Source organism: Serratia sp. NPDC087055 (assembly GCF_044900985.1).
Taxonomy (GTDB): Bacteria; Pseudomonadota; Gammaproteobacteria; order Enterobacterales; family Enterobacteriaceae; genus Serratia.
In genome coordinates this window covers 132,477-151,786 of the sequence record NZ_JBJDOG010000003.1, presented here as the reverse complement: position 1 = coordinate 151,786, position 19,310 = coordinate 132,477, and the positions used below count along the sequence as shown (strand labels likewise).

The window sequence follows — 19,310 nt, the reverse complement described above, 5'->3', positions numbered from 1 at the left end:
AAGGATGCGTCATTCTAGCATGCATGGCGCCAGCGACCAGTGTTCGAGCGCCAGGTGCGCATCACCACCGAGTTGCAACAGCGGTTGCGGGCCGGGGAAGTAGCGTGCACTCATGACCGCTTCGCCGTGGTTGATAAAGATCTCCACGCTGGAGTGGTCAAACAGTATCTGCAAGTGGGCCAGATCACCGCGCCAGTAGCGGTGTTCCGGCTGCCCGTCGCGCAGGTTGTTACGCGTCAGCCGCAGCAAGGCACCGTCCCAGTCCAGCACAATGGCATCGCCGACGTTAGCGCTGAACCTCCCTTGCGGTGTCAGCAGCAGCTCCGCGCTATCGACAGGCAAGCATGGCGCACTGTCGGCGGCACCTTGCCATTGTTGGCTTGTGCCTCGCAGCTGTTGCAGTTCGCGTGCCGGTTGTTGGTACAGTTTGCCGTTCTGCAATGACAGTTCGCGCGGGCAAGTCATGGTGTGGATCCAGCCATATTGCCGCGTCGGATGATAATCCTCGTCCTGTTCTGGCACGCCCATCCAACCCACCAGCAGTCGGCGGCCGTCTTCGGCCAGAGTGGTCTGCGGTGCGTAGAATTCGAATCCGGCATCCAACTCGTGGAAGTCCTGATGGTCAAAAGTGGCCCGTTGATAATCCAGCTTACCCGTGAAATAGCCAGCCTGATAAACGTTGAGGTAACGTTCGGCCTGCGCTTCAAGCCCTTGCGGGCAGCAGATCAGCACCTCGACACCGTCCAGCGTGAACAGGTCGGGGCATTCCCACATATAACCGAAGTCACCGATGCCATTAAGCTGCGAACCGGCGATTTCCCCCCGCAATTGCCAACTGCGTAGATCGTCGGAACGCAGCAGCAGGACTTTGCCACGATCTTGCAGATCGCGTGCGCCGAGCACCATGTACCACGCGTCCTGATGGCGCCAAACTTTTGGATCGCGGACGTGGCCGCTGTAGCCTGCTGGCAGCGGCAACACTGGGCCAAGTTTGTCGTAGCCCCCTTGCGCATTCTCTTGCGCCAGGCACTGATAAGCGGTGCGAGAACCCTCGGCGTATTTCACGTTGCCGGTATAGACCAGCGTGATCTTGCCGTCCGCCACGACCGCCGAACCGGAATAACAGCCGTGGCTGTCGTAACAGGCACCCGGCACCAGGGCTACCGGCTGATGCTGCCAATTGACCAGGTCCGTCGATTGCCAGTGGCCCCAGCATTTGTTGCGGTGATCGCAGCCCAGCGGATTCCACTGATAAAACAGATGGTAGACGCCGTTATGCTGAATGAACCCATTGGGATCGTTAAGCAAGCCGACGCTAGGCGCCAAATGCCACGCCGGGCGGTGCGGATCGCGCAGCGCCTTTGGCATGCCGCTCATCAAGGCTTGAACAGCCTGTTTCATTAAGTCGTGTTCTTCCATTATTCACTGTCCGTTTTGTATTTCAGCAGTAATGAGAGAATAAAGGCGCTACCGAAGGCGATCACCAGGCCAATGATATAGCTCACCAATGAACTGGCCTGCACGATCGCCATCCCCGGGATTGCGGTCAGCCCGACCGCGTTCATACCGACGTGATTGGCCACTACCCAGGCACCGCCGAGTGCACCGCCCGCCAGCGCCGCCAGGAAGGGCTTCACAAAACGCAGGTTGATACCGAATAGCGCGGCTTCGGTAATACCGAGCATGGCGGAAAAGGCTGAAGGCACCGCAATCGCTTTAATCTTGGCGTCGCGGGTTTTGAAATAGACCGCCAGACAGGCACCGCCTTGGGCAATATTGGCCATCGACCAGATCGGCAGCAGGAAGTTGACGCCGATATTCGGGTTGCCGAGCAGCCCGGCTTCGACGGCGTGGAAGCTGTGGTGAATACCGGTGATCACGATGGCGGAATACAGGCCGCCGAACAGCAAGCCGGCAAACCAGCCGGCATGGGTGATCAGCGTGCTGAGGACAAAGGAGATGCCGTCACCCAGCGCACGGCCGGCAGGGCCGATAAACAGCATGGCGATGAAGCCGGAAATGACCACCGTCAGGAACGGCGTCAGGATCAGATCCAGCGCGTTGGGGATCACTTTACGCAGCTGTTTTTCCAGCACGCTCATAAACCACACTGTCAGCAGCACCGGGAACACCGTGCCCTGATAGCCGATCATGGCGATCTCCAACCCGAAGAAATCCATGGTGTGGAAACCGCCGGCGACGCCCCAGGCGTTGGTCAGCGCAGGGTGGGTAAGAATGCCACCGAGTGTGGCTCCCAGATAGGGGTTACCGCCAAATTCACGTGCTGCGGTAAAGCCGATCAGGATCGGCAAAATAATAAACGCCGCAGAGCTGAACATGTCCAGCATCACGAACACAGCGCTGTTGGCATCGGCCCAGCCGTAGGTTTTCACCATGCCAAGCAGGCCCATCAGCAGGCCAGAGGCGACGATCGCCGGGATGATCGGAACAAAGATGTTCGACAGCAGGCGAGCGATACGTTGCAGTGGGTTAAGTTTCTTTGCCGCGATGTCGGCGGCTTCAGACTTGCTGGATTCGCTGACGCCGGCCGCCTTGATAAATTCCGCGTGTACCTTGTTGACCAAACCGGTGCCGAAAATCACCTGGATCTGTCCGGCGTTGCTAAAGCAGCCCTTCACGCCGTCCAGCTTGCCGATCGCCACTTTGTCTACCTTGCTGTCATCCACCAACACCAGGCGCAGACGCGTGGCGCAGTGGGCGGCGCTGGCAATGTTTTCTTTGCCGCCGAGTAGCGGCAACAGCGCGTTGGCGGTTGCGGTAATGTCCATGTTCACTCCCTTAATCAATAAAAATACCGCCGCGGTTTTTCGCGGCGGAAATCAGTTCAGCAGCGTCAGAAGAAGTACTTGAATCTGGCGCGTACGCCATAGCGCTGATCGTTGTTGGCGTTGGCGATCTTGTTCTCGGCATTGGCTTCCAGCATTGAAACGTAAGCGCCGAGGTACAAATTGAAGTTCTTCATATTCATGATGTTTGGTATTTGGTACGAAGTATGAATGGTGTGTATGTCATATTTGCCCGGCTCGCTCAGCGGGTTGCTGATGTCGGCCGCCATACCGGCAGTATTGAACTCTTTAATGTTATTGTGGGCGTAGATATAACCCACTTCAAAGCGGCGCCACAGCACGTTTATTCCGGTGGTGAAGTCCTGCTCGCCAGAGGCGTCGAGATAGGCGGTGCTCAGGTTGGCGACCACGCCGTTGTCTGGATGGGTGGCGGTGTTGTTCCAACTGAGGGTCATGCCGTAGCCGTTACGTTTGGACTGGTCGACGAATTGTCCCTGGTTGTCATGATAACCGTAGGCATTGTTGACCACGTTGCTTTCCATCGCGACGGCCGCGCTGAGCTGGTCTTTTTTCCAGGCAATTACCGGCCGCAGGTAGGTGACGTTTTTCTTCTTATCCAGGCTGTTACCGTGGTAGGCGTCGTCCTGGAACAACGAGGTGCCGTCTTCCACCAGCGTATTGAGTTCAAAGTAGAAGTCACCGGCGTACTTGCTTAGCATCAGGTTGCCGCCGCTGCTGCTGCGGCCACGGCCTTCTTTCATCATGTAGATATAACCGAAGCCGTCTGCGTACAGATCGTTGGCGGTATTACCGGAATACTGGATGAAGGTGTCCTGATTGAGCGGGAACATGTCGTAGGCTTCAAAGCGGCCAATCTTGGTCTGCCAGTTCTTTTCGTTGCCGAAGAAGAAGGCCGCATCGTCGAGGTTCATCTTGCCGGTCATGTCCGCCAGCGGCTGCACGCTAAAGCCGGAGAAATTGCCGTCCGGGTTGCGGCGGTAGCCGTCAACGCCGACCAGAATACGGCCGTTGATATCCCAACGTTCCTTGTTGCCGGGCTTCCAGTCTTTATTGTCGCTGCCTTTCAGCGACGTAAGCTGGCCGCTGCGGCTGGCTCCGTCCAGGTTGAACTCGACGTCCCCGTACAGCTTCAGATCGGTTAAACCGGTGAGTTGCAGGTTGCTGGCTGGTGCGGCGTGGGTTTCCAACGTCGTGGTGCGCTGTGCCACCTGCACGGTTTGCCGCTCGGTGTTGGCGGTGCGTTGCTCCAATTGCTGGGCCTTGCGTTCCGCTGCCGTAGCACGCGTTTCTGCCTGACTGGCCCGCTGTTCGGCCTGTTGCAGCCGTTGTTCCAGTGCATTCAGACGCGCTTCGATACTGTCGTTGGCGCCTGCTGCTGCCGCAGAGGTAGAGATAAGGAGCCCTGTTGTTACTGCCAGATAGCTTAGTTTCTTCATGATTTTCTATCATCCGGGAAGGTTGTTATTATTTTTGCTAAAATGCTAAACCGGTTTTTCATGATGGAAGATAGTGAGTTGAAAGGCGGCTTGCAATCAAGTTTGCTAACCCGATTCAGCTATTGTGATCAAGCCCGCAAATTACACCCTAATGATGAAAATGGTGTGCTCTGGCCCCCAGAGCCAATGGTTCAGGCGAGGGGATTGGGGGCCGGATGTACGCTTAACGGACTAACGCTGGAGAAAATCTTGCAACTCGTCGGTCCGTGGCAACGCGGTCATTGCACCTTTGGCCGTGGTGGCCAGTGCGCCGCAGGCCTGGGCCTGAGCGATGACTGCTGACCACTGTTCTTCTTGTGGCAGAGTACCAAGCTGTGCCAGTGCCGCCAGCAAACCGGCGACGAAAGCGTCGCCGGCGCCGGTGGTGTCGACGGGGGTGATCGATGGGGCGCGGAAGTGACGAATTTGCTTACCGTCGTGCATGCACACACCGTCGCTGCCGAGTGTCACCAGCAGTAAACGGAGCGGGTAGCGCTGCATCATCCAATCGATGCCGCTCTCTAACTCACCGATACTGCTGATAAAATTCAGCTCTTCTTTCGAGATTTTCACGATGTCCGCCAGTAGCAACGCCTTTTGCAAACAGGGACGCAGAGCTTCCGGCTGACGCCAAACCTCTTCGCGAATATTTGGGTCAAAACTGACCCAGCCACCGGCTGCCTTGATGTTCTCCATGGCGGTAAACGTGGTGCTGCGGCTTGGCTCCTGCGACAGGGCGATAGAGCAGACGTGTAGCCATTCATCTGCGTTGAAATCGGGCAAATCATCAGGTTGCAGGAAAAGGTCGGCGCTGGGGGTGACCATGAAAGTGAAGGAGCGTTCGCCCGACAAATCGAGATCCACTACCACAGTGGACGTGTGGTGGTCGGGGTCCTGTGACAGATGGTAGGTATCGACCTGCTCTTCGCTAAGCACCTGCTGTAAGAACGCGCCAAAGCTGTCTTGACCCACACGGCCGATAAAGGCGCTGTCGCCGCCCAGGCGGGCGATACCCACCGCCACATTGGCGGGAGCACCGCCGGGACATTTAAGATAACTGTTTGAATTTTCAGGAACCAGATCGACGACTGCGTCGCCCAGCACCCATACGCGATTAACCATGTTCAACCCCTGTTTTCACCCGTGTCAGATGGCGAGCTAAAATAGAAGAACCGGTTTAGCATTGCAACGAAAGAATCCGAAACCTGCTGGTAAAGTCGCATATGGCGGGCCATAAAATGCAGAAATAGGAAATAAGTTATAGCAAGAGGGAATAAGTAACGTGTTGACAATTATAATTAAAAAATAAAAGTCAGATTAATGGAAAGTGTAATTTCCAAATACGGATAATAAAATGTGGCGGTGATTTTAAATAGGATATTTCCTAAATCAAGGTGGCTGCTGGGTATAATCGCGCCGTGATGAATAATTGCATGGTTTAGATGCAATTATTCATGTTAATTAATAGATCCCTCAAGTTTATTTTAATTTTATCTTAAATATATCAATGTCTTACATGTTTCTTTTGGGTGTAATTTAGGGCGGATATATGAGTGACGCACGGTGTTTATATTAGGTATTTTGTTATCTGGCGCCCATTACGGACCAAAATTAAGTTGATCGTGAGCTATTCGTGCGCATAATGTTTGCGTTTTTTTACAATTCTTATCTTTTATTTGTCTTTCGACAGGGAAAAAGTCATGCGCCATTCCGCCTACTCGTCGCTCAGCCTTGTTGTGCGTAAGGGTTGTATTCCATTAGGCTCCGTTGTCTTGCCGCTGTTTATATACAGCCTACCGCTTCACGCGGCAACGACAAGCAACGAACAGCTGATCATACAGCAGCAGCGACAAAAGGCGCTGGAGCAACAGCTGACACCACCGACACCGGATGTGCGTTTGTCTCCACCTTCGTCCAGCTTTGGCCGCATTGCTTTCCCGCAGGAAAAAACCTGCTTCCCTATCGATCAGGTGGTGTTAACCGGTCAGGACAAACTCCCTCATTGGCTGCCGTTGCAGCGTATCGCCGATCAGGCGCAGGGCCGCTGCCTGGGCGGGCAGGGCATTAACCTGCTGATGAGCACCCTGCAAAACCGGCTGGTGGATCACGGCTATATCACCACCCGCGTGTTGGCACCGACGCAGGATCTGAAAAGCGGTAAGCTGAGGTTGGTGGTGGTGCCGGGCTACGTGCGGCAGGTGAAACTGACGGCGGACAGCGGCCATTACATTCAACCCTACAGCACATTCCCGGCCCATGCCGGCAACCTGCTGGATCTGCGCGATATCGAACAAGGGCTGGAAAATCTCCAGCGTTTGCCGACGGTACAGGCCAACATGGAAATCATTCCCGGTGAACAACCCGGAGAAAGTGATATTGCCCTGAGCTGGAAGCAGGAGCGCATGTGGCGCATTGGCGCTTCGTTGGATGATTCTGGCACCAAGAGCACCGGGCGTTATCAGGGGGGCTTGACGCTATCGCTGGATAACCCGTTCTCACTCAGCGATCTGTTCTATATCTCGGGATCTACCGATCTGCAAAACCAGGGTGGCAAAGGCTCCAAAAACATTACTGGGCACTACTCGGTGCCGTTCGGTTATTGGATGGCCGGGGTGACCGCTAACAGTTATGACTACCACCAGACCGTCGCTGGCCCCTATGTGGATTATCGCTATAGCGGCAAGAGCAAAAATCTGGATTTCCAGCTTAGCCGAGTGCTGCACCGCAACGGCAGCCAGAAAACCACGCTGACCTACGACGTGCTGGCACGCGAATCCAGCAACTACATCAATGACACCGAATTGGACGTGCAGCGACGGCGTACCTCCGGTTGGCGGCTGGGATTACAGCATCGCCACTATATTCAACAGGCTACGTTGGACGCGGGCGTCAGTTATCAACGCGGAACCCGCTGGTTCGGCGCATTGCCTGCGCCGGAAGAGACCTTTGGCGAAGCCACTGCACTGAGCAAAATTGTGCAGCTAAATGCCCAGCTTGACGTGCCATTCAGCCTGTTTAGCCAGAACTTCCGCTACAACGTGCAATACCAGCGCCAGATCAGCAATACGCCGCTGACGCCGCAAGACCAGTTTGCTATCGGCAACCGTTGGACGGTACGCGGCTTTGATGGCGAGCGCACCCTGAACGCTAACCACGGCTGGTTCGTCCGTAACGATCTGGCCTGGCGCACGCCATTGCAGGGGCAAGAACTGTACCTCGGTGCCGACTACGGCGAAGTGGGGGGCTACGGTTCTGACTATCTGGCCGGTCAACACTTGGCCGGTGGCGTGGTTGGCCTGCGCGGCTATGCCTTTAAGGTCGGTTACGATCTGTTTGCCGGCGTGCCGTTTTCCAAACCTGAGAGGTTCAGCACCAGCCCGGTCACCCTGGGCTTTAACCTGAGCTGGAACTACTGAGGGCACGACGATGCGCATAGGCGAATACGATATCAGAGCACCGCTGATCCTCGGTGGTGACGACAGTGAAGCGGAAGCCTTTGGGGCTGCCGTCTGGTTGTGGATGCATTCGCCGATGCATCGCGATGCGCCGCTGCACACGCTACCGACACTGTTGCTGCCGATCATCAAGCGACAACAATATGTGTTGGTTTCACAGCAAAATCAGCCGGTGTTTTTCCTCAGTTGGGCCTGGATGAGTCAAGACGCTGAAGCACGCTATTTGACGCAACCGGCAGTAAATATGCAAGAAAGTGACTGGAACAGCGGCGATCGCTTGTGGTTCTGCGACTGGATCGCGCCGTTCGGCCATACGCGGGAAATGCGTAATCTGATGGTCAGGGAGATATTCCCGCACCTGTGTGTACGGGCGTTGTATCACCGGGGGGCGCAACGCGGCAAACGCGTGGTGAACTTTAAAGGTGCACAGGTCAGCCATCAGCAAGCGCAGCAATGGTGGGCGGACCGCCCGTTAGCCGTCGAGCCATCAGAAATTCAATAAGGACATTGCCATGAACAAGAACCTGTATCGTATCGTTTTCAACAAAGCGCGTGGCATGCTGATGGTGGTGGCGGATATCGCCCGTTCCGGTCGTGCCGGGTCTGCTCGTTCACCGGGTCTGGGCCATACGCTGAGCCAGTGTATCGGCAAAATCAGCCCCGTTAGCTTCAGTTTACTGATAGCTCTGGGGGCTATACAGCCGGTGCAGGCAGCGATTATTGCCGACGGTAATGCGCCGGGTGGCCAGCAGCCGACCATCGTCAACAGCGCCAACGGTACGCCACAGGTCAATATCCAAACGCCAAGCGCCGGCGGGGTTTCTCGTAATACCTACAGCCAGTTTGATGTCGACAAGCAGGGCGCGATCCTCAACAACTCCCATAAAATGACCCAGACGCAGCAGGGCGGTTGGGTCGACGGTAACCCCTGGCTGGCAAAAGGCGAAGCCAAGGTGATCCTCAATGAGGTCAACTCCCGGGATCCGAGTCGCCTGAACGGTTATATCGAAGTGGCCGGCCAGCGTGCGCAAGTGGTTATCGCCAACCCGTCCGGCATTACCTGTAATGGCTGCGGCTTTATCAATGCCAACAGAGCCACCCTGACCACCGGCCAGGCGCAAATGAATAACGGCAACCTGACGGGCTTTAACGTTGAACGCGGCGAAGTGGTGGTTGAAGGTGCCGGTATGGACAGTTCACGGCAGGATTATACCGAGATCATTGCGCGATCGACGAAGATCAACGCTGGGCTTTGGGCTAACGATCTTCAGGTCACGACCGGTCGCAACAAGGTCGATGCGGCGCATCAGCAGATCGACAAACAAGGTGACGATCCCGCTACACGCCCGCAATTGGCGGTAGACGTGGCGAAGTTGGGCGGTATGTATGCCGGTAAGATCCGCATGATCGGTACCGAAACCGGCGTCGGGGTGCGCAATGCCGGTAATATCGGCGCACAAGCCGGTAGCGTGGTGGTAACCGCCGACGGTCGTATTGAAAACAGCGGCAAAATCAGCAGCGGCGGCGACATGCAGCTGGCGTCGAAAGGCGGCGTCGGTAACAGCGGTTCGCTGTTTGCAGCCGGTAATGCTGGTGTCAGTAGTGAAAGTGATGTGCAAAACAGCGGCTCTATCGCCGCGCGCAATAATGTGCGCCTCCAGGCAGCCAGCCTGAACAGCAGCAAAGGCAGTACGCTGGCAGCCGGTGTGCAGCAAGATGGCAAGCTGGGTGGCAGCGGCGAACTGGCGTTAACCACCAGCGGCAAACTGACCGCGCAGGGCCAAAATTTGGCGGCGGGTAATCTGCACGCTAATGGGCAGGGTATGGACATCAGCGGCAGCCGCACTGCTGCTACTCAAGTCACGCTGGATGCGGGGCCTGGGGACTTGACCACGGCCAATGCGCAGGTTGAAGCCACGCAGCAGCTGACGGCCAGCAGCGGCAAGTTCCTCAATAATGAGGGTGGCAAGCTGGCGGCGAATAAACTGGCGCTGAATGCACATGATTTGTCGAACCGGAAGGGCGAAATCACCCAGCTTGGCAGTGATGATTTAACGCTGAACCCACAGGGTAAATTGGATAATGCCGGCGGTCGCATCGCCAGTAACGGTAACGGGCTGACGTTGACGGCCGAGGCGATCGATAACCAGAGCGGTGAAATCGTACATGCGGGCAAAGGCTCGCTGGCGGTGAATACTGGCCGCCTGCAGGGCGATAGCGGCAAACTGCTGTCCAACGGCCAGCTCAGTATGCAGGGCGGCGACTACGTGCTGGACGGCGGCACGACATCGGCGCAGCACATCGCGTTGGATGCCGGGAGCCTGTCTAACCGCAAGGGGCAACTGGTACAGAGCGGCACGGGTGAAATGCGCCTTAGCACCAGGAAGGGGATCGATAATCAGGACGGCCAACTGGCGGCCAACGGCAATGTAACGCTGAATGCCGCGCAGTTAAATAACCAGAGCGGCAAAGTGATTGCCGCGCAGGACGGCAGCCTGAAGGCTCAGGTCAGTGGCGCTATCGATAATCGACAGGGGCAACTGGCAGCCAGCGGCAACACGCAGCTGCAGGCGGACAAGCTGGATAACCGCAAAGGGCTGGTTTCTGCCGCGACGGGCAGCGCTGAAGTGGCGGCGCGACAGGCGTTGGATAATCACGGTGGTCGTATCGAGGCCAAACAGGCCCTACAACTGACCGGTGCCGGGCTGGAAAATCAGGCCGGGCAGGTGGTAGGTGGTGCGCTTTCACTGGCGCTCGGCAAGGGTGCGCTGAACAACCAGCAGGGTATTATCGCCGCCACAGGCGATCTGAGCCTGAGCAGTGGTGCGCTGACCAATGACGGCGGCCTGCTGCAATCTGCCGGTAACATGCATCTTGACACCCAGGGCGCAGCATTGAGCAACCGCCTGAGCGGTGAGACCGGCGGTATCCTCAGCCAGGGTACGTTGACTATCCACAGTGGTGCGCTGGACAACACCCAGGGCATGCTGGTGGGCGCGCGCGCGACCGATCTGTTCACCGGAACGCTCGATAACAGCAAAGGCACGTTGGTCGGCAAGCAAACACTAAACATCAACAGCCTGGCGCTGACTAACGACGGTGGTCTATTGCAGGCGGGTGGCGATGCACGCATCGATACTCAGGGCCAGGCCTTGAGCAACCTCGACAGCGGCAAGAATGGCGGGATCAGCAGCCTGGGCAAACTGGCGATCACCAGCGGTAACGTGAATAACCAGGCCGGCTTTATCGCCAGTTCAGGTGACCTGCAACTGCATGGCGATCAACTGGATAACCGCCGCGGCACGCTGGCTTCCGAGAAGCAACTGTCGGCGACCACCAAGGTGACCAATAATCAGGGTGGGGCGATTAAATCCGGCCAGGATATGGTGCTGAACGCCGAAGAATTGCTGGATAACAGCAATCTGGGGGTGATTGGCGCAGGCAAAAAACTGCAGTTGGACAGCGCGCACCTGGTGAACGATCGGGGCACCTTGGTCAGCGCCGATGCGGCGAAGATTAACGTTGGCCTGCTGGAAAATCGCGCGGGCCAATTGGCGGCGCAGACGGCGCTGGAGCTGCACGGCAACAGCCTCAATAACAACGACGGTGGCTTGATCCAGAGCGGTGGAGGGTTAGATCTGACCGTCGCTCGGCTGACTAATGCCAACAGCGGTGACAAAGGCGGCATCACCAGCCAGGGCGCCATGACCCTTACCACTGGTGTGTTCGATAACGGCCAGGGCGTAGTCATCGCCGGTAAAGGCTTGCAGCTTGACGCCGAAGCGCTGTTGAACGGTGGCGGCAAACTGGTGGCGCAACAGGCATTGGTGCTGAATACCACCGGCGCGGGCGGCCTGAATAATCAGAGTGGCCTGGTGCAGTCGGGCGGTGATATGCGCGTCGACACCCACGGACAGTTGTTGGATAACCTGAACGGCACCTTGCACAGCTTAGGCGAGTTGCAACTCAGCAGCGGTGACCTCAATAACCAGGGCGGTACGTTGGGCGCCAAAGGCGATTTCACCCTGACGGCACTGAAACTGGACAACAGTAACGGCGGGCGGATCATCGGTGAGAAGGCGGTCCGGCTTGCCAGCGCGGGTTTGGATAACCGTAACGGGCAAATTCAGGCGGTCGGCAATTTGTTGCTGGACAGCGCGCAGGGGCTTATCGACAACGCTCTGGGGCTGATCCGCAGCGGTGCTACCGTGACGCTTAATGCGTTGCAGTTCATCAACGACGGCACCAAGGCGGAAAATAAAGGGCTGGAAGGCCAATCCGTAGCGCTTAACACCGGTTCGTTAAGCAACCGTGGTGGCAGCATTCTGGCTAACCAACAACTCACCCTGACCAACGATGGGCAGTTGGATAATACCGCTGGCCAACTGGCCGCGAGTGAAAACCTGCAGTTGCAGGGGGCAGGGCTTAATCTTCTGAACACCGGCGGCACGATCAAAGCCGGCAAGCTGCTGGAGATTAACGCCAACGCGATCGGCGGTGATGGGCAATTGTTGTCGCTGGGCGATATCAATTTGGTCAGCGCTCAGGGCATCAATAACAGCGGTGAGATGATTGCCAACGGTAATTTCAACTTCACCACGCCGGGCGATGTGACCAACAGCGGCAAACTGCTGGCGGGTGCCAAGCTCGATCTGCACGCCAATAACCTGTTTAACGCCGTCAGCGGCGAGATCAACGCCGGGCAGGATTGGCTGACGGTGAACGGCACCCTGACCAACTACGGTCTGATCGACGGCAAGCACACCCTGCTGACGGCCAACACGTTGAACAACATCGGCACCGGCCGTATTTATGGCGACGCCATCGGCGTGCAAACTGCGACCTTCAACAATCTGGCGGAAAACGGCACCGCCGCGACGCTAGCCGGGCGCGAGCGGGTGGATATCGGCACCCAAACGCTGAATAACGACGATCACGGGTTGATTTACAGCGGTGGCGATATGGCCGTTGGCGGATTGTTGGATGCCAACTCTCTGGCCAGTGGTCAGGCAGGCACCATTAACAATCACAGCTCGACCATTGAATCTGCGGGCAACATGGCTATATCGGCTGGGCAGATCAATAACGTCAACGACCGTTTCAGTACCGAATTGGTCACCGTTTCCAACGAAAAAGTCACCGAGTACCAGCAGTCGGGCGATCCGGTGCGCTGGAAAGCAGGGGAAGAGGGCGTCTTTGTTGACCGCAATTCATCAGACTCGTTGCTGAACCTGAACACTCCCGGGAAAACCGGTCATAACAACGACAGATTCAGCCAATACGACTACAACCGCAGGGTGCAGGAAACCCAGATCAAGGAAAGCGATCCGGCCAAAATCATTGCGGGCGGCGACATGGCGATCAACGCCGGGCATCTGCTGAACGACAAGAGCCAGGTGATCGCGGGGGGGACGCTGGCGATTAACGCCGGCAGTGTGGATAACGTGTCGGTACCGGGCCAGCGCCTGACCACCGACGTCGGCGAAGTGACCAGCTATTACCGCATCAAGAAGAAAGGGAAAGACAAGCAGGGGCACGATGCCACGGCTTATACGCCGCCGACCACCATTCAGACCATTGCACTGAAACCGAGCCAACTGATTGACCACGGCCAGGTGGCAGGCAACCCGATCGCCATTGCACCGCTGACGCAGCAGGGCACCAATACCGCCATCGGCGCTGCTGGTGGGGTCAATGCGGTGGTCACCGGCACCGATATTTCCGCTGGAATGCAGACCATCGGCAGCGGTGCGCTGCCGGTGATTCAAGCGGTGGCACTGCAACCGGGCCAGCAGTTCGAAGTCGCCAACAAGGTTAATAGCCAACAGGGTGACGCGGCAGACAGCGTGGTGCGTATTGTCGGGCCAGACACCCGCTTGCCAGACAACAGCCTGTTCAAGACCAATCCGGCACCGGGTGGTCAGTACCTGGTGGAGACCGATCCGCGTTTCACCAACCAAAAAGCCTGGTTGGGTTCGGATTACATGTTGGCTAAAGCGACCAATAACCCGAACAACGTGCTGAAGCGCCTGGGTGACGGTTACTACGAGCAGCGGCTGATCCGTGAACAGGTGATCAATCTGACCGGCCAGCGCTATCTGGACGGTTACAACAACGACGAAGAACAGTTTAAGGCGCTGATGGATCAGGGGGTGGCTTTCAGTCAGCAATATAACCTGAAGGTCGGCGTGGCGCTGACGCCAGAGCAAATGGGGCTGTTGACCAAAGACATCGTTTGGTTGGTGAATGCCAAAGTCACCCTGCCGGACGGCAGCCAGCAAAACGTACTGGTGCCGCAGGTGTATGCCCGCATGCAACCGGGCGATCTGGACGGTTCCGGTGCGTTGATTGCCGGGCGTAACGTTAACCTCAACCTGGGCGAAGGCCTGTTCAACAGCGGCCATATCGCCGGGCGTGAAGTGGTGAAACTGAGTGCCGCCAACATCACCAACGTGGCGGGCAACATTCAGGGGGCTGACGTTGGCCTGATTGCTCGTACCGACATCAACAATATCGGTGGGGTGATCCAGGGCAACAACGCGCTGCTGGCCAGCGCCGGGCGTGACATCAATGCCATCAGCACCACCCGAACGGCGCAGAGCGTTAACGGTGCCAACAGCTTCGAGCGCACTAACATCGACAGCGTGGCGGGCATGTACGTGCAGGGGGCCGACGGCAAGCTGATGCTGCACGCCGGTCGCGACATCAAACTGGATGCGGCGCAGGTGGTCAATAGCGGTGAGAACGGCCAAACGGTGCTGAATGCCGGGCGCGATCTCACCCTGAATACGGTGACTACCGCCAGCCGCGACACCCTGGTTTGGGATGGCGACAACAGCCTGAAACAGGGCAACAGCCAGCAGGTAGGCAGCGAAGTGGTGGGCAAAGGGGCCGTAACCCTCAACGCGGGGAACGATATCACTGCCCATGCGGCAACGGTTTCTGCCGGCGATGCATTGAACCTCAATGCCGGTCATGACATCAATATTCTCAGCGGTGAGAACACCCTCGATCTGGACGAGCGCCACAAGGTGACCGGTGGTAACGGCCTTATGTCGAAAACCACCACCACCACCCGCGACACCCTGGATCGCCAGACCGTGCAGGGCAGCACCCTGAGCGGCGACAGCATTAATGTGTTGGCGGGCAACGATCTGCGGGTACAGGGCAGCAGCGTGGCCGGGACTCAGGACGTGAAACTGCTGGCAGGTAACGATCTGAGCATCACCGGTGCGACCGAAAGCAACAGCGAACTGCACCTCAAGCAGGAGAAAAAATCCGGCCTGATGAGCAGCGGCGGCATCGGCATCAGCTACGGTACCGAAAGCCTGAAAACCACGGACACCGCACAGGGGCTGACCAATCAGGGCAGCACCGTCGGTAGCGTAAACGGCAATGTCACCCTGGGGGCCGGCAATAATCTGGCGGTGACCGGCTCCGAGCTGGTGGCCGGCAAGGACATGGCGCTGAGCGGCAAGAATGTGTCGGTGACGCAGGCGCAGGATGAAAACAGCCAGACCCACAAGGTCGAGCAGAAAAAATCCGGCCTGACGCTGGCGCTTTCCGGTACAGTCGGCAGTGCGCTGAACACCGCGGTAGAAACCTCGCAACAGGCAAAATCCACTGACGACAGCCGCCTGGCGGCACTGCAGGGTACCAAAGCGGCGTTGAGCGGTGTGCAGGCCGTGCAGGCTGCGCGTTTGGCGCAGGCACAGGGCGCGGATCCGGCCAATAACAACATGGTGGGGATCAGCATTTCCTATGGCTCCCAGTCTTCCACCTCTACTCAAAACAGCGGGCAGAGCACCGCGCAGGGCAGCAGCCTGACGGCGGGCAACAACCTGAGCATCACCGCGAGCGGCAACGGCGTGAAGGGCCAGGACGGCGACATTCTGGTGCAGGGCAGCCAACTGCAAGCGGGCAAAGACGTGACCCTGAACGCCAACCGCGACGTGAACCTGCTTTCCGCCAAAAACACCCAGTATCTGGACGGCAAGAACGAGAGCCAGGGCGGTACGCTGGGCGTGGGTATCGGTGTCGGGTCCGGCGGCATTGGGCTGAGCGTTTCCGCCAGCGTCAACAAGGGCAAAGGCAACGAGAAAGGCAACGGCACCAGCCACACCGAAACCACGGTTAACGCCGGTAATCAGGTCAACATTATCAGCGGGCGCGATACCAACCTGATCGGTGCACAGGTCACCGGCGAATCGGTCAAGGCCGACGTGGGCCGCAACCTGCTGCTGGAAAGCCAGCAGGACAGCGATCGTTACGATTCCAAACAGCAGAACGCCAGCGCCGGCGGCAGCTTCACCTTTGGCTCCATGACAGGTTCAGGCAGCATCAGCCTGAGCAAAGACAAGATGCACAGCAATTACGACAGCGTGCAGGAGCAGACGGGTATCTTCGCCGGTAAAGGTGGCTTTGACCTGACGGTGGGCGAGCACACCCAGCTTAACGGCGCGGTGATCGGCAGCACCGCCACGGCGGATAAAAACAAACTCGATACCGGCACGCTGGGCTTTAAGGACATCCACAATCAGGCGGACTTCGAGGTAGAACACCAGAGCGTGGGCATCAGCTCCGGCGGCAGCATCGGCAGCCAGTTCGCCGGCAACATGGCCAACGGCCTGCTGGTGGGCGCCAACAACAGTGGGCATGACAGCTCCACCACCAAATCTGCGGTGAGTGACGGCACCATCATCATCCGCGATCAGGACAAACAGACGCAGAACGTCAACGATCTGAGCCGCGACGTCGAGCACGCCAACCAGACGTTAAGCCCGATCTTCGACAAAGAGAAAGAGCAGAAACGGTTGCAGCAGGCACAGCTGATCGGCGAGATCGGCAATCAGGCGATGGACATTGCGCGGACGGAGGGGGATATCCGCTCCATCAATGCGGGCAAGGCAGAGCTAGCGAAGAAAGGGATCAAAGAGCCGGAGAAAGGGGCTGACAAGGAAGAGTGGAAAGCCTACAACGAGAAGTTGCACGCGACAGACAGCTACAAAGCGACGCAGAAAGAGTGGGGTACCGGCAGCTCAGTTCAAAAAGGCATGCAGGCGGCCACGGCGGCGATTCAGGGGCTGGCGGGCAACAATCTTGCGCAGGCGATGGCCGGGGGGCTTAGCCCTTATGCGGCCGGGGTCATCAAGGCGATGACGACCAATGCTGACGGCAGCACCAACGTTGCCGCGAACGCGATGGCGCATGCGGTGTGGGGGGCGGTAGCGGCCAAAGCCAGCGGTAACAGCGCCCTGGCGGGGGCAGCCGGTGCGGCCAGCGGGGAACTGATGGCGCGCTACATAGCGGGTGAGCTTTACCCGGATGTGAAGCCCGAAAACCTGACGGAAGACCAAAAACAGACCCTGAGTGCGCTGGGAACATTAGCCGCAGGGCTGGCCGGCGGACTAGTGGGTGACGGCACCGGGGATGCAGTCGCAGGTGCGCAAAGCGGCAAGAACGCGGTGGAGAATAATTATCTGAGTGATGCCCAAAAAATTCAAAAAGATAAAGAGTTAGCAGATTGTGGCTCGCTGGTCTGTAAAGCGGGTACTCAGGCTAAATGGGCTGCGATAGATGCGGGCCAAGATGGTAGCTTTGCGGCGGGGATGGTTGCAGGGGTTCCGGCTGGGCTATATGACACGGTTGAAGGTATCGTGCAAATGGGCTTGAGCCCAGTAGAAACCTATGATGCTTTGAAACAGCTTTTCAACAGTGGAGATGTGCTCGGTAATGTGTCTGATGCGGTAAAACAGTCGTATATTGAGCGCATCGACAATATGGAAGCTGAGTATCAAAAAGCAGGTGCGAGTGGTTCGTTTAACTCGGGTATTGAAGGCGGTAAACTGCTGACTGATATTGCATCTTTAGCAGCTGGCGGTGCCGGGCTAGTGAAAGGTGGGGTGGTAATCACGGAGAAGGTTGCTGCTAAGGTTATTGGGAAAGTTGATAAGATAGTGTTGAAAGATGCATCATTGCTAAAAAATAGTGATGGCATTTATGAGATTAATATCAATGCCACTCCAATTGAAGGGCAAAAGCGTCTCAATACGGTCGATACAATGGGTAATGGTAAACTTAATCCTGCAGAGGCAGCAGCCGCAGCGAGAATGGAGACGGTTTTAGGCTCAATGGAGCGCTTACCTGATTCAGTCGCCGGGCAGAAAAGTGCTGACTTTGTTATTACCAGCGGACCACAGGCTGGAAAGACTGTTGATTTGATGTATACGACGAAAAATCTTTCGCAGAAAGAAATTGATGGTCTAAATAAGTTCTATGAGAAAAATATGACCACATCTCCAATTGAGGGGAAAATTCCAGCAGGGCAACAACAAATTCTTGACCATTTAGGTAAGGCAGATATTGTTCCTGTGGACTTTAGTGTGCTGACACCGGGTAATCAAAAGGTGTTCTTAGACTTTGTAAAAAAACTACCTGAGTCGCAGCAATCAAAAATTATTATTATGAGGTAAGTATTATGGGGTCTACAGTTTTCTTCGGTTACACTACGGATAAAAGTTTACATGTGACATTGAATCGTGGGGCTTCGGATGCTTTGGAGTTACTTATTGATGATGCGTTGGAAAAAAAACATCCCAAACTCCATGAGAAGATAATGGAAATGCTTCCACTTGACCAAATCCATTTCGTCGAGCTAGATAGCCATGAATTCAATATGGTGATTAGAGCGATTCGTCAGTGCATTTCCTCTTGGGATGCACCGACGGAATGGCAATTACGAGAGAAGAAAGTCTGGGAGGAAGAGGCTGAACCATTAGTTGTGTTGGATCCAAGATATAATCAGGAGATGGATTATGATTAATGAGCAAGAGAATTATCAGAAAATAGGTCAACTCCTGATAAATGCAGGGCCGGAAGATGCGAAGAAGATCATAGCTAGAGCTGAGCTGTTCCCTGAAGGTTATGGTTGCACACGTGCGTTTTACTATGTTGATTTTTAATGAGATTTATATTGGTTCGATCCTGATGGGAGAACGATGGGAGATCTGAAAAAACTGTTAGTCGAACTTGTTCTTTGCCGGAGTGTTATGGTTCCTGGATGGTGACTTTGATATGACTTGGCAACGTGCATTGCATACAGCAAAGCTAGGTTTTGGGGGGAGGCATATTAGGTATTGGGATAGTTTTGGTACGGTATTTGAAAATAAAAGGATTCTAACTGTGTTGAAGTGGGCCACGACGACATCAGTTGGCGTCATAAAAAGGTCTGAAAGGTATACGAGATAATGGGCAGTGATCTCGGGTGTGATCACATTATTTCTTATGTAGCATTATATAAATCTAAAATTAAAACGTTATTTATTAGCTTAGCTTAGCTTAGCTTAGCTTACTGCTTTTTTTGTTTTCTTATATTCATTATGTTAGTGAAAGGGTGGTAATTTGTTGAAATTTTGTGAGTTGCGCTTTACTCAACAATCTTTTAAAGACTCTTTGGTAGTTAGTGGTATCGTTGGTGTTGCAGCCGGTGTTGGTTCATGGGTTTTCGCAAAGATAGATGAGTATAACGCTAATAAAAAACTACCCCCCTGATG

At 56.0% G+C, this 19,310-nt stretch carries 9 protein-coding genes; 5 read left to right on the top strand and 4 right to left on the bottom strand.

Translation table 11 applies throughout. The features are described from left to right. Positions 1-9: 9 nt before the first annotated feature. The 4 genes from ACI2J2_RS16870 to ACI2J2_RS16855 all read right to left on the bottom strand — a co-directional run bounded on the left by ACI2J2_RS16870 (position 10) and on the right by ACI2J2_RS16855 (position 5,425). The gene (locus ACI2J2_RS16870; RefSeq protein ID WP_404760482.1) at positions 10-1,419 is read right to left on the bottom strand and encodes a glycoside hydrolase family 32 protein; all 1,410 of its coding nucleotides are present in this window, start codon (positions 1,417-1,419) and stop codon (positions 10-12) included. After that, the gene (locus ACI2J2_RS16865) at positions 1,419-2,789 is read right to left on the bottom strand and encodes a sucrose-specific PTS transporter subunit IIBC (RefSeq protein ID WP_404760481.1); all 1,371 of its coding nucleotides are present in this window, start codon (positions 2,787-2,789) and stop codon (positions 1,419-1,421) included. Before ACI2J2_RS16865 ends, ACI2J2_RS16870 begins: the two co-directional genes overlap by 1 nt. 65 nt (positions 2,790-2,854) lie before the next feature. Continuing rightward, positions 2,855-4,264 carry a carbohydrate porin gene (locus ACI2J2_RS16860; protein WP_404760480.1) on the bottom strand — a complete coding sequence of 470 codons (1,410 nt, stop codon included), beginning with the start codon at positions 4,262-4,264 and terminating at the stop codon, positions 2,855-2,857. A gap of 231 nt (positions 4,265-4,495) precedes the next feature. Further along, positions 4,496-5,425: an aminoimidazole riboside kinase gene (locus tag ACI2J2_RS16855; RefSeq protein ID WP_265555971.1), complete on the bottom strand. Its 930-nt coding sequence runs from the start codon at positions 5,423-5,425 to the stop codon at positions 4,496-4,498. 578 nt (positions 5,426-6,003) lie between these two features. Here ACI2J2_RS16855 and ACI2J2_RS16850 point away from each other — a divergent pair. The 5 genes from ACI2J2_RS16850 to ACI2J2_RS16830 are packed head-to-tail and all read left to right on the top strand — an operon-like array spanning position 6,004 to position 18,719. After that, positions 6,004-7,719 (top strand): ShlB/FhaC/HecB family hemolysin secretion/activation protein, encoded by a 1,716-nt coding sequence (locus ACI2J2_RS16850; RefSeq protein WP_404760479.1) that lies wholly within the window; start codon positions 6,004-6,006, stop codon positions 7,717-7,719. 10 nt (positions 7,720-7,729) lie between these two features. Beyond that, the gene (locus ACI2J2_RS16845) at positions 7,730-8,260 is read left to right on the top strand and encodes a toxin-activating lysine-acyltransferase (RefSeq protein WP_209637396.1); all 531 of its coding nucleotides are present in this window, start codon (positions 7,730-7,732) and stop codon (positions 8,258-8,260) included. 10 nt (positions 8,261-8,270) lie between these two features. Continuing rightward, positions 8,271-18,230: a hemagglutinin repeat-containing protein gene (locus ACI2J2_RS16840; RefSeq protein WP_404760478.1), complete on the top strand. Its 9,960-nt coding sequence runs from the start codon at positions 8,271-8,273 to the stop codon at positions 18,228-18,230. Between the two features lie 5 nt (positions 18,231-18,235). After that, entirely contained in the window at positions 18,236-18,580 is a 345-nt protein-coding gene (locus ACI2J2_RS16835; protein ID WP_404760477.1) for a hypothetical protein, read from the top strand. Then, entirely contained in the window at positions 18,573-18,719 is a 147-nt protein-coding gene (locus ACI2J2_RS16830; RefSeq protein ID WP_404760476.1) for a hypothetical protein, read from the top strand. Before ACI2J2_RS16835 ends, ACI2J2_RS16830 begins: the two co-directional genes overlap by 8 nt. The last annotated feature ends 591 nt before the right edge of the window (positions 18,720-19,310 follow it).